At 63.7% G+C, this 12,473-nt stretch carries 12 protein-coding genes; 9 read left to right on the top strand and 3 right to left on the bottom strand.

Going from position 1 to position 12,473, the window contains the following annotated elements; genetic code table 11:
- Window positions 1–409 precede the first annotated feature (409 nt).
- Genes galE through AZOLI_RS19940 form a run of 3 tightly spaced genes read left to right on the top strand, consistent with a single transcriptional unit; the run spans window position 410 to window position 3,276 of the window.
- On the top strand, window positions 410–1,423 hold the full coding sequence (gene galE / locus AZOLI_RS19950; RefSeq protein WP_014188943.1) for a UDP-glucose 4-epimerase GalE: 1,014 nt from the start codon (window positions 410–412) through the stop codon (window positions 1,421–1,423).
- 51 nt (window positions 1,424–1,474) lie between these two features.
- On the top strand, window positions 1,475–2,035 hold the full coding sequence (locus tag AZOLI_RS19945; protein ID WP_244442614.1) for a winged helix DNA-binding protein: 561 nt from the start codon (window positions 1,475–1,477) through the stop codon (window positions 2,033–2,035).
- A gap of 35 nt (window positions 2,036–2,070) precedes the next feature.
- On the top strand, window positions 2,071–3,276 hold the full coding sequence (locus AZOLI_RS19940; RefSeq protein WP_044552553.1) for a DUF2336 domain-containing protein: 1,206 nt from the start codon (window positions 2,071–2,073) through the stop codon (window positions 3,274–3,276).
- A gap of 12 nt (window positions 3,277–3,288) precedes the next feature.
- Here AZOLI_RS19940 and AZOLI_RS19935 read toward each other — a convergent pair whose 3' ends face one another.
- Window positions 3,289–4,620: a nitrate regulatory protein gene (locus AZOLI_RS19935; protein WP_014188940.1), complete on the bottom strand. Its 1,332-nt coding sequence runs from the start codon at window positions 4,618–4,620 to the stop codon at window positions 3,289–3,291.
- Window positions 4,621–4,983: 363 nt separating this feature from the next.
- On the opposite strand from AZOLI_RS19935, the gene AZOLI_RS32655 reads away from it, so the two are divergent.
- From AZOLI_RS32655 to AZOLI_RS19915, 6 genes are all read left to right on the top strand, one after another.
- Window positions 4,984–5,139, top strand: coding sequence for a hypothetical protein (locus AZOLI_RS32655; protein WP_162488333.1), 156 nt, complete (start codon window positions 4,984–4,986; stop codon window positions 5,137–5,139).
- Window positions 5,140–5,268: 129 nt separating this feature from the next.
- Entirely contained in the window at window positions 5,269–6,468 is a 1,200-nt protein-coding gene (locus AZOLI_RS19930) for an alpha-hydroxy acid oxidase (RefSeq protein WP_044552551.1), read from the top strand.
- Window positions 6,469–7,113: 645 nt separating this feature from the next.
- Window positions 7,114–8,007, top strand: coding sequence for a hypothetical protein (locus AZOLI_RS31485; RefSeq protein WP_162488332.1), 894 nt, complete (start codon window positions 7,114–7,116; stop codon window positions 8,005–8,007).
- A 7-nt stretch (window positions 8,008–8,014) separates the two neighbouring features.
- A complete protein-coding gene (locus tag AZOLI_RS31480) occupies window positions 8,015–9,349 on the top strand; it encodes a DUF2272 domain-containing protein (protein ID WP_162488331.1) in 1,335 nt (444 codons plus the stop codon).
- Window positions 9,350–9,771: 422 nt separating this feature from the next.
- A complete protein-coding gene (locus tag AZOLI_RS19920) occupies window positions 9,772–10,557 on the top strand; it encodes a nucleotidyltransferase (RefSeq protein ID WP_014188935.1) in 786 nt (261 codons plus the stop codon).
- Window positions 10,550–11,269, top strand: coding sequence for a metallophosphoesterase family protein (locus tag AZOLI_RS19915; protein WP_014188934.1), 720 nt, complete (start codon window positions 10,550–10,552; stop codon window positions 11,267–11,269). Before AZOLI_RS19920 ends, AZOLI_RS19915 begins: the two co-directional genes overlap by 8 nt.
- A gap of 131 nt (window positions 11,270–11,400) precedes the next feature.
- On the opposite strand, the gene AZOLI_RS32650 is transcribed toward AZOLI_RS19915, so the two are convergent.
- Entirely contained in the window at window positions 11,401–11,547 is a 147-nt protein-coding gene (locus tag AZOLI_RS32650) for a hypothetical protein (protein WP_014188933.1), read from the bottom strand.
- A gap of 332 nt (window positions 11,548–11,879) precedes the next feature.
- A complete protein-coding gene (locus tag AZOLI_RS19910; RefSeq protein ID WP_014188932.1) occupies window positions 11,880–12,332 on the bottom strand; it encodes a MaoC family dehydratase in 453 nt (150 codons plus the stop codon).
- Between the last annotated feature and the right edge of the window lie 141 nt (window positions 12,333–12,473).

The raw sequence follows: 12,473 nt of genomic DNA, 5'->3' as shown, positions 1-12,473 counted from the left end.
GCGACCGGCCCGGAAGGGAACGGTCGCCTATTGATGGCGGATCCGGACGCGGGGGGAAGCGTCGGCGGATCTGGCACGCTCAAGCTTTACACCGGGGACATTTTAGAGACGTGTGACAAGTTTCGGCCCCTACCCCTTTCAAGTCTACGCAAAAGGGATAGCGAACCGTCGCCAAACCATTGATTTGCCTAGAAATTGCTGCGCTTCACCTAAGGTCTTAGGCCGTTTTGGGTGCATGTTCCAGCCATCTGGTCAGAGCGCTCGGTTCTCGTGCATGCTGCGTCGCGATGAATTGCGCAGGGCGCCGGCCTCCCCCACCCGACCTCTGCCCCGCCCCCCTTTTCCTTCCACCATGCAGGCCGCCCGCAATCGGTTGCGGCCCGAAAACCGGTTTAAGGAAACCCGATCCATGACGACCCCGAAGACCATCCTCGTCACAGGCGGCGCCGGCTATGTCGGCAGCCATTGCGTGGCGGAGCTTCTCGACCATGGCCATCGCGTCGTGGTGTTCGACAATCTGCGTCAGGGTCATGTCGCCGCCGTTCCGCCCGAGGCCGCCTTCGTCCAGGCCGACCTCGCCGACGAGGCGGCGTTGGCCCGCGTCTTCGCGGAGTGGCGCTTCGATGCAGTGTTCCATTTCGCAGCATTGTCGGTGGTCGGCGAATCGATGCGCGACCCGCACGCCTACCTGCATGGCAACACCGTCACCTCGCTGAACCTGATCCGCGCCGCGGTGAAGGCGGGGGTGATGAAGCTGGTCTTCTCCTCCACCGCCAACCTGTTCGGCTCGCCCAAGCGGATCCCCATCGACGAGGACGAGGCGATCGATCCCGGCAGCCCCTATGGCGAATCGAAGTTCATGATCGAGCGCGCCCTGCATTGGGCTGACCGCTGCCATGGCCTGCGCTCCGCCTGCCTGCGCTACTTCAATGCCGCCGGGGCGCATCCCAACGGCAAGCTGGGCGAGGACCACAGCCCGGAGACGCACCTGATCCCGCTGGTGATGGATGCCGCCACCGGCAAGCGTCCGCACATCGAGATCTTCGGCGACGATTACGACACGCACGACGGCACCTGCATCCGCGACTACATCCATGTCTGCGATCTGGCCGACGCCCATCTGCGGGTGCTGGACGCGCTGGAGGAACGGTCGGTCCGCTACAACCTCGGCAACGGCACCGGCTACAGCGTGCGCGAGGTGATCTCGTCGGTGGAGCGCATCACCGGACGGAGTGTGCCGGTGAAGATCGGCCCGCGGCGCCCCGGCGACCTGCCGGTACTGATCGCCTCGTCGGAGCGGATCCGCCGCGATCTCGGCTGGCAGCCGCGCTTCCCCGACCTGGACAGCATCATCGCCGGCGCCTGGGCCTGGCGCAGCGCGCACCCGCATGGTTTCCGCGGCCTCGCCGCCGCGGCGGAGTAAGGCAGAAGCGAGAAGGATGGCGGCAATGGCAGAGCCGGGATCATGGACGCGATGAGCAACCTGAACTGGGACGATGACGACGCGCCCGAACCGGGACCGGACGGAAAGCCGGGCGGCGATACCGCCCGGAAGCCCGGCGAGGACCTCGACCTCGCCGACTTCCACGGCATGGCGCGCCTGATCGAGCGGATGCACCGGCGTTATCTCGACGTCGTGCGCGTCGGTCTGTCCAAGCAGGGCATCGAGGACATCGGCCCGGTCCAGGCGCTGATGGTGATGCTGATCGGCGAGGACGAACTGTCGGTCCGCGACCTGATGGAGCGAGGCTATTACCTGGGCTCCAACGCGTCCTACAGCCTGAAGATCCTGGTCGATGCCGGCTACATCAACCGCGCCGCCAACCAGCGCGACCGCCGCACCGCGCGGCTCCAGCTGACCGACAAGGGGCGGGAGCTGTGGGAAGGACTGCGGCGAATGGAGCAGGCTCAGGCCGAGGCGCTGGTGCGCAACGAGACCGAGGCCCGCGACCTGAAGGCCAGCTACCGCACGCTCCGCCGGCTCGACCGGCTGTGGGGCGACATGGTCCGTTATTCCTGCCTCGATTTCGATTGATGGGTTTTCGACCGATGCCGCAGCCGGGTGCCCCGATGCCACATGTCGCCCCCCAACCAGACGCGCCCAACCCGAACGCCCTGTCGTCACGGGACGTGGAGCGGCTGCTGACCTCGCCCACCGCGGAGACGCGGATCGAGACGATGAACAAGCTGTTCCACGACCTGGAGGCCGGCGCGCTCAGCCCGGCGGAACGGTCGCTGGCGATCGAGGTGGTGCACTGCTTCGCCGGGGACGCCCAGGTCGCGGTGCGCGAGGCGGTGGCCTGGCAACTGCGCAACAGCCCCCTGCTGACCGGGGAACTGGCCGAGCGGCTGGTCCGCGATGTCGGCCGGGTGGCATTCCCGATCCTGCGCGACGCGGCGGGACTGACCGACGACCTGCTGCTGGACGTGCTGTCCGATCCGGATTCCGGCAAGCATGTGGCGGTGGCCAGCCGGTCCAAGGTCTCGGCCCGCGTATCGGGAGCCATCGCGGAGCGCGGCAACGTCGTCGCCGTCACCGCCCTGTTGCGCAACGACGGGGCCGAGCTGCCGGACAGCGCGATGCACCGCGCGCTCGACCGCTTCGGCCGCGTCCGCATGGTCAGCGAGGCGGCGGCGACCCGCCCCGGCCTGTCGCTGGCGATGGTGGAGCGTGTCGTTGCCTTCGTGTCGGACAGCATGCGCACCACGCTGATGCAGGCGCACGGACTGTCGCGCGAGCTGGTCGAACGGCTGGTGGAGCGCGGGCGGGAGGCGGCGACCATGCGGCTGCTGCGCCCGGTGCTGCGCGGGGCGGAGGACATCGACGCGGTGATCCAGTGGCTGCACACCAACCGCCGCCTGACGCCGGTGTTGCTGTTCCAGGCGCTGTGCGCCGGCGACCTGTCGCTGTTCGTCTCCGGCATGGCGCTGCGCGCCGGCATCCCGGCGGAGAATGCCCGCCGGCTGGCCTGGGACGATGGCGAGCTGGGCATGGCGGCGCTGATGAAGAAGGCGGCCGTCGCCCCCGGCCTGACCCATCCCTTCCAGGTCGCGGTCGGCGTCGCCAAGCGGATGGAGTATGAGGGCGAGGAGAGCCGGCGCGAGGATTTCCAGTCGGAGGTCATCAGCGAGCTGTTCACCGCCTGCACCCCCACCAACGACTGGATGGTCGACGACCTGCTTCTGCAGCTGTTCGACCAGAAGTCGGAGGAGGTCATCGACCGGGCACTGGATCAGGCCGGCCTGCCCTTCTCGCCGGTGCGCACGATGCAGTGAGGCGAGGCAGCCTCAGCCGCCCGCCACCCCTCCGCCGGCCGTCACGCCGCGCAGGATGTCGGACATGCTGAGGATCGCCTCGGCGACCTCGATGATGCGCTTGTTCTGGTTCATCGCCGTCTTGCGGATCAGCTTGTAGGCCTCCTCCTCCGACAGGTTGCGGGTGGACATCAGCAGGCCCTTGGCGCGGTCGATCACCTTGCGCTCGTTCAGCGCCGCCTTGGCGGTCTCCAGCTCCAGGCTGACGTCGCGCAGACGCTGCGACTGCGCCTGCACGACATCGAGCACCGAGCGCATCAGCTTCGGCCGCAGCCCGTCCGGCGCGTAGAGTCCGGTGCCGTCCTGTCCGGGCAGGGCTGGATCGGCGTCGACCAGCACCATCGCCACCGGCATCACCGCATCATGTCCGCGCAGGTCGGCCTGCTCCAGATCGGCACGCGCCTGCGCCAGCTTCGTCTCGCACAGCAGGCGCAGATCCTCGGTCAGCCGGTCTTCCACCGTCTTCAGCAGATCCATCCGCCGCGTGGCCTGTTCGAACCAGGATTCCGGCGTGATGCCCGCCAGTTCGCCATGGCGGGCGCCGTCGCCGAGCGCCACCGCCCGCATCCGTTCCACCTCCGCCACCGCCGGGTCCGACAGGGCGGCGCGGAAAGCGGCGGTGTGGGCGGGATCGGCGAACTCCGCGACGATGCGGAAGGCGCGGTTCTGCGCATCGATCAACCGGGCGAGCCGGCCATGCTCCGCCCCGTCGAACCGCCCGCGCGAGAAGCCGGCGCTGGCCGTCGCCCGCTCCTGCCCGGCGAATTCCTTGCCCTGCACGATGTTGAACAGCGCCACCAGCGCGCGGGAGATCGCCGGATCGGCGGCGATGTCCGCCGCCTCGAACACCACGGCCAGCAGATGGCCGACGATGTCGGTGAAGGACTTCACGGCGTCCTGGGGCACCAGTGCCAGCGACGCCACCTGCTCCCGCAGCGCCGGCAGCCCGTCCAGCGCATGCAGGGCGATGGCGACGCGGTTGTAGAACTGCGCACCCGAACCGAGGCGGCCGAGCTGCTCGTCGACATGGTCGAGCCGGTCGCGCAGGACCGCCTCCAGCGCCTTGGCGTCGGCCTGCCAGCGGGCGCGATCCTCGGCGAAGCGCTTTCCGCTGGAGCCGAGATAGATGGAGGAGGCGCCGCGTTCCTTCTGCAGCGCGTGGATCAGCCCGCTCATGTCGCGGACCAGGGCGCTGACGGCCAGAAGCTGTTCGACATCGCGGATGCGGCACAGCTTGGCGGCGCGCAGGAACCGCGCGGCCGCGGTGCCCGCCCCGCCGTCCTTGGTTTCCTGCTGCGTGACCATCCCGCCTGTTCCCCCTGCGCTGCACCCTTCACCGGATAAGCAACGCATATGCCAGCAAAAACAGGCCCCTCTCCCCTTGCGGGAGAGGGGTTGGGGTGAGGGGTAGCGAACTTATGATTTCCGCCGGCCTTGCAGCCGGCTGCCCCCTCATCCCAACCCTTCTCCCGCAAGGGGAGAAGGGCTTCTAGACTGCAAGCTGGCCGCTCCAAGATCATGCGATTGCCCAAGAATGCGGCGACTTTGCCGAAAATTTGGGCGTGCGGTCGACGCAATGATGTGCAGTGCAACATCCACCCCGAAGCCGCTGTTGAGTCGGCATCCCAACCGTCCCGGAGCCGTCCTGCCATGGCCAGGAATCCCTTCATGAGTGCCTGGTTGTCCTGGGCCAACCGTGCCACCGGCATGTGGACCGCCGCCGCCATGTCGGCGGCCAGGCGCAACCGGTCGGCGGCGCTGAAATCCATGATGACGCCGCCCAAACCCGCCAAGCCGAAGCGCAAGGCCAAGCCGGCGCGCTGACCGGCGCGGGGCCGGTATCGGCAGCGACCGGGCGAGGGCGTGCTTGACGGTGCGCGATGGGGGTGGCCAAATCCTACCCCCTTCGTTTCACGCGCAACCGTTGAGACACGCCCCATGACCTCCGTTCGCATGCCCTCGTCGCGGCCGCCGTCGCGCTGGGCGAACCTGTTCACCGACCGGCCCGTCACCTGCATCGAGGATCTGCGGCAACTGGCGGAATGGCGCGTGCCGCGGATGTTCTACGATTATGCGGATTCCGGCTCCTACACGGAGCAGACCTACCGCGCCAACGAATCGGACTTCGGCCGGATCAAGCTGCGCCAGCGCGTGGCGGTGGACATGACCAACCGGACGCTGGCCAGCAGCATGGTCGGCCTGCCGGTGGCGATGCCGGTGGCGCTGGCCCCGACCGGCCTGACCGGCATGCAGCATGCCGACGGCGAGATCCTGGCCGCCCGCGCAGCATCCAAGGCCGGCGTTCCCTTCACGCTGTCGACCATGAGCATCTGTTCCATCGAGGACGTGGCGGAGAATACCGACAAGCCCTTCTGGTTCCAGCTGTACGTCATGCGCGACCGCGCCTTCATCGACAAGCTGATCGACCGCGCCAAGGCCGCCGGCTGTTCGGCGCTGGTGCTGACGCTGGACCTGCAGATCCTCGGCCAGCGCCACAAGGACATCAAGAACGGCCTGTCCACCCCGCCGAAGCTGACCGTCGGCAACATCCTGGACATGGCGACCAAGCCGCGCTGGTCGATCAACATGCTGCGCACCCACCGCCGCACCTTCCGCAACATCGTCGGGCACGCCACCGGTGTCAGCAACCTGTCGTCGCTGTCGTCCTGGACGGCGGAGCAGTTCGACCCGACGCTGAACTGGGACGACGTGCGCCGCATCCGCGACCGCTGGGGCGGCAAGCTGATCCTGAAGGGCATCCTCGACGCGGAAGACGCGGTGATGGCGGCCGACACCGGGGCCGACGCGCTGATCGTTTCCAACCATGGCGGCCGGCAGCTGGACGGCGCCATCTCCTCCATCGCAGCGCTGCCGGCCATCGTCGAGGCGGTGGGCGACCGGATCGAGGTGCTGATGGACGGCGGCATCCGCTCCGGCCAGGACGTGGTGAAGGCATTGGCGCTGGGCGCCAAGGGCACCTTCATCGGCCGCGCCTTCCTCTACGGCCTGGGGGCCGGCGGCGAGGCCGGCGTGTCCCAGTGCCTGGAGATCATCCGCAAGGAGATGGACGTCACCATGGCGATGTGCGGCCTGCGCGACATCCGGCATGTGACCTCCAACATCCTGACCGGGAAGCCGAACTTCGGGGTCTGACCGGGAAGGGTGGTCATTTCGCAGGGGGATGGAACATCAGGGAACAGAGTATCGGATGATGTTCCATCCGGCGACCGAGGCCGGCGCAAGCTCGCCGGAATACTTCCGCAGCACAAATTCGAGCATATCGAACAGCCGACGTATGACGGCGCGACCGGTCCATAAAGCGACGGCAACGGTATCGGCCACCAAGTAAGGCAAGAAACAGTTTAGAGGCGTTGAACAGGTCAGGAACGACGGTGACTGCAGAAAGTAGTCGCCACCAGTTTTTGCTGTTGCAGCACCTCCCTCACGGAGATATCTTTTTATCGTTTTCAACTAATAGGATTTCTGTCCGACATCACTCACCTATGAGATGAGTTGGACCTTTCGGACTACCCGACATATTCCAGAACACACCACATTGGAGTGTCATAGGGTGTTTGCACCATCACTCAAGACTCCCAGCGGCGCTACACAGGTAAGGCTTGCATTTCCCCCTATAAGCATGCACGCTCACATCCAGGATAGGTGCCATCAGTATCAAAAAAGCATCCACTTTCAATAGATACTCTCGTCCATCTCCTCCGCCCTGAACCGACTGCGGCGCAGCGTTATCTGTCGCTACGTCGCTGACGGCGGAGAATAGCCATGGGGAATGGACCTATGATCAACCATATATGGGCCTACATAGCGATATCGACTGTTGCTTTGGCCGGGTGTCAGAGCACATTGACCGGGGCTCCAGAAGAAAAATACCTATCAAACAAGGGAGGGGAACAACGTCCTCTTCTTGACGCCGTGGTGTTCGAAAAGCGACTGAGCGAAGCCTATATTGAAAAGGCATTAGATTCACCCACAAAAGAGTCACGAGACTACATCGTCTTCTCACGACTGGCAGAAATAGACGCTCTTTACGGCGCATATGAAAATGCCGTTTTGGCAGAATCTCGCAAAACAGGATTCGCGCTTTCGTTCGGCAGCCTGGCAGCCGGATTGCTCGGTGGCTATACAACCGGCACCGCCTCACGGGTCTATTCTTTGATCGGCGGCGGAATTTCTGCAGTACATACTTCCTATGACAAAGAGGTTCTTGCTGAAAGTACGATTCAAGCCTTTATGGCACAAATGCGCGCCGGTCGGTCCGCAGTCCGTACGGAAATTTATAACAATCTCCGGGCCGATCACACCAAGTATCCGATCGAAGCTGCCCTCAGCGACCTGCGGCGTTACTGGCAAGCCGGCACTCTGGCCGCCGCCATCGGGGGTATAGCCGAACAGGCATCCCAGGCCGAAATTCAGAAAGGCGAACAATCAAAAGGTGCTGGAGCATTGCTTTTTGATATCCTCCTCCCGGATGATCAAACAGTTCATGACGCTTTGTTCAAATACATTAAAAATAAATCTAACGTAGCAAAATACCTTGCTTCTGCCGAAAAAAATGGGGCCACGATCAATGGAAATATTTCCGATCCGTCTTTCAGAGCACTAGAGGCAATCTCGAACGAGCGAAATTCCGCGGCGAATGCAGCCGTTGCCAAACAACTTAATTTGCTGTGAGGGTAAGATGACAAACTCCTGGACACTCAGAAACGTCAAACCTGATACAGCCGAGAGCCTCAGAGTTATCTGCGGGAATAGCAACGGCGTTTTTTCAAAGATCCTCGAGCCGGGTGGGAAGACGTATCAAGTTACCTGCACGGTTTCCTCGCCGCAATCGACAGTGTCGTTCGCATCACCGATTCCTGCGCCTTTAATCGCGGGACGCATGATTGAAGTGAGTGATCGCGCCCTTGATGCCCTTGCACGCGTGGCGCAGAGCGAAGTCGGCCATTTCGGCAAATATGGCAAGGCACAGCTGGCGGGGGGATTGGCGGCCGTTGTGGATACGGTCATCAACCGCGTCGCACATAAGAACTACCCTGACTCAATAGAAGCGGTCATTGACCAACCGAAGCAATTCTCCGCCGTTAACGGCCCCGGAACATGGGTTGGTCTTGACCCTGCTCAACCGACAGTCATGGAAATCGTGCGAACACACGTCGCTGGCCGCGCCTCGGGTGTAGCAAGCATGATCAAAGGAGCCACGCATTTCTTGAACCCCCATATATCGAGCGCAGTGGCTATGGCTTCTTGGGGGCGGTATGTGGTGGAAAATGCTGTTGCCGTTTACGGCGACGACGCCGAAAGGGACGTCCACTACCACGGCTTTCCCCCGGGAGGAACGCTGCCCGACACGTACAGCTTGAGGTTCAACGGTGTGTCGGCCGCGTTCGAGGGAGACGGCTCATCGCCCGGTGGGCTTCCGGTTGGCAGCGAGCTTCGAGACGCCATCGTTAGGATTTGCTGGAAGGAGTATGCCTTCTTTGACAACGGCGCAGCAAAAGAAACGGATGATCCGCAATTCAAGCGGGTCGGTGAATACTGGAAGGTCATCGGCCGGCCTTTCACGGGTAAAGACACAAATCAATTCTGGTCGGCGGCTTTCGTCTCGTTCGTTTTGGATCAGGCGGGGGCCGGAGCACGGTTTCCTGGCGCGGCGGCACATTGTCTTTATTTTCAGCACTTTGTAAACGCACTCGACCACTATGCGCTGTACGAGGCTTTACCCCAATCCGACGCAGTGCCCGAAGTGGGTGATATCCTGCACTATGGGCGAGACACAGCAAAGACCTACGATTTCGCCAAGGCGGCCACCGCGTTTGCTGCAGATGGCTGGTACCCGTCGCATGGCGACATCGTCGTGGAAAAACGCGCCGATACGCTGATCACCATTGGCGGAAACGTGCTCAGCAGTGTCGGCAGGAAGACTGTCATGACCGACGACCAAGGGCGTCTTATCGATCGGCAGGAGGACGGACAGAATTTTCCGTGGATTGGCATCCTCAAGCTTAGAGCTTAAAGGGTACTGGTAGCGAGACGCTGTCATTGAGATGTTCCCCCCGAATCTTTGTGATTTCAATGAAGGTATTTTTCGGCAAGCGCCTAAACATTGAAAGGTGCTGCCATCCAGGTCTCGTGTAAAGCCATGGCCCAAGCGAAGCTCGGCCGCATTTGCCCGTACCATTGCTCGGTCCGAGTTGGTGGATATAGCTCGCCACCAGAATATCCCGCCCGATGACCGGTTGGCTGCCGGGCGGCATCGCGGAATAATGCTGAATTGAGAGCGGATCGCGCCGAACCGGCAGTCACAACAGGGAAGCGGCAGCAAGACGATCCAGGAGACAGAGCGCGCGCACCCCGCAACGCTTGCCCCCCTGCCCTGTTGTATCGGGGCAACATGCCATGCCGGCGCGTAAGGCCGGTGCATTGGGGGAGTGGTTCATGAGCGAACTCCGTGAGGGCAGCGCCACCGTCTCCGCGGAGGCCGAAGCCTTCTATACCGAAAGCCTCAAGCTGCTGACCCAATCGGGAATACCGTTCCTCTTGGGCGGGACCTATGCGGTCAGCGCCTATACCGGGATCAACCGGCCGACCAAGGACATCGACGTCTTCTGCTGCGGCGGCGACTTCCCGCGCATCCTGGGTCACTTCCAGGACCATGGCTTCGGGACGGAGATCGAAGACGAACGCTGGATCGGCAAGGTCAAGCATGGCGACCTGTTCTTCGACGTCATCTTCAATTCGGCGGTCGCCATCAACCCGGTCAACGACCGCTGGTTCAAGGAGGAACATCGCGCGGTGATCTGCGGCGCCGACGTGCGGCTGGTGGCGCCGACCGAGATGATCTTCTCCAAGTCCTTCGTCCAGATGCGCCACAAATACGACGGGCCGGACGTGGCGCACCTGATCCTGAAGCAGCACGACAAGGTCGACTGGAAAAGGCTGCTCGCCCATATGGAGCAATATTGGGAGGTGCTGCTGATCCACCTCCTGAACTTCCGGTTCATCTACCCGACCGAACGCGATTGCGTGCCCGACTGGCTGTTGGGGGAACTGCTGGAACGGATGCAGGACCGCGCCAAGCTGCCGGTCGCCCAGACCCGCATCTGCCGGGGCCGGCTGTTCTCGCGCGAGGATTACCTGATCGACGTCACCCAATGGGGCTTCGCCGACGTCGTCGGGGAGGAGGGCACGAAGGAGATCCCAAGGGAGACGAAGAATGGATGAGCGCAGGCTGACCGTCGCCGCCATCGGCGACATCCATGTCGGGGAGACCACCCAATACCCCTATCGCGAGCTGTTCCAGGAGATCGCCGGCAAGGCCGACGTGTTGGCGCTGTGCGGCGACCTGACCAACCACGGCAAGCCGCGCGAGGCGGAAATCCTGGCCGACGCCCTGCGCGCCATCGGCATCCCGATCGTCGCGGTCTTCGGCAACCATGACTACGAATGCGGCCATCTGGAGGAGATCCAGCATATCCTGACCCAGGCCGGCGTCCGTTTCCTCGACGGCGCCCCGCAGGAGATCGGCGGGGTGGGCTTCGCCGGGGTGAAGGGCTTCGGAGGCGGGTTCGGTAACCGGATGCTGGACAGCTTCGGCGAACCGGCGATCAAGCAGTTCGTCCACGAGGCGGTGAACGAGGCGATGCGGCTGGAAAGCGCACTGCGCCAGCTGGACACCGACCGGTTGTTCGTGGTGCTGCATTATGCCCCCATCGCCGCGACGGTGGAGGGGGAGCCGACGGAGATCTTCCCGTTCCTGGGATCTTCGCGGCTGGCCGAGACCATCGACCGCTTCGACAACGTCCGCGCCATCGCCCACGGCCATGCCCATCACGGGACCTATTCGGGAACGACGCTGCGCGGCACGCCGGTGTACAATGTGGCCCAGACCATCCCGAAGGAAACCGGCCGTCCTTATGCGCTGATCGAGATTTGAGTTTGTTTTGGTCCTTCGCTCCCCTTCAGGGAAGGAAGGCCAGGATCGGGGGGCCGGCGCCGCTGAACTGGTGATGCGGCGCTTCCCCCCTTCCCGTCTTTCCCCTCCGCCCGAGGCGGAGGGGGCGGGCATCAGCCCATGATGTTCTCGCCCAGCGAGCGGCGCGGCACATCGACACGCTGTTCGCGGTCCTGCTTGGGCGGCTTGGTGACGCCGAAGCCGATGCCCGACAGCAGGAGGACGCCAATCGAAGCGACGGCGACGAAGTTGCAAAGCATGGTGACCAACCCTTTCCCTAACCTCTTGCGGCCACCCGACCGGGGTGGCCAGACCCTTATTCTCCAGTCTCCTGCGCAATGGACGCGGGAGCCCCGTCTTTTCTTCCGTCAGTCTCGCGGAGATGAAGGAAAATTAATCGTCAGCGTTACGAACTGCCTTTGCTTCCAACATCTTGCCAGCGTGGACTGTGCGGAGCGGTCAGATAGTCTCGCACCCGCGAACTGGCAATGGACCGGCCGCGGAAATCGGCGCAGCTCTGGTTAACAAAATTGTCATGACAGAGCGCGAGGGTGGGTTTTTGACAGGTGGCGACGGCCGTCGGACAGAGTGGTCAGACGGCGACCGTCCGGCCGGCGACGATGTGGTTCATGATGCAGGTCATCACCGGCTCGCCCCGCTGGTTCAGCGTGGTGTAGGCCAGCCGCACGGTTCCGCGGTCGCCGCGGCGCGACGGGATCGTCTCCACCACCTCCACCCGGGCGCGGATGGTGTCGCCGGGGCGCACCGGGCGCAGCCAGCGCAGCTCGTCCATGCCGGAGCCGCCCAGGCTGGTGCCGGTGATGATGCCGGTGTCGCGGATCAGGCGGAAGGTCAGCGACAGGGTGTGGAAGCCGCTGGCGATCAGCCCCTGGAATGGCCCGTCGGCCGCAGCGACCGCATCCATATGGAAGGGCTGCGGGTCGAAGCGCAGGGCGAAATCCATGATCTGGCTGTCGGTGAGGGTCGCCCCTTCCGATTCGATCACGTCGCCGATGCAGAAATCCTCGAAATGGCGGCCGGGCATCGTCTCGTCTCTCCCTTTGTCGTTGGTCTGGCTGGTCGTTGCCAGTTTCCGGGCATGGCCGAAGACAGTAGACCGGCAAAGCAATCCGGCAAAGGTCCCGATTTCGGCGGGCAGGGCATAGGCCGTCCGACGTAAACCTTT

Source organism: Azospirillum lipoferum 4B (assembly GCF_000283655.1).
Classification (GTDB): domain Bacteria; phylum Pseudomonadota; class Alphaproteobacteria; order Azospirillales; family Azospirillaceae; genus Azospirillum; species Azospirillum lipoferum_C.
Note: the sequence above shows the minus strand (reverse complement) of the source record. Positions and strands in the feature narration are given on the sequence as shown.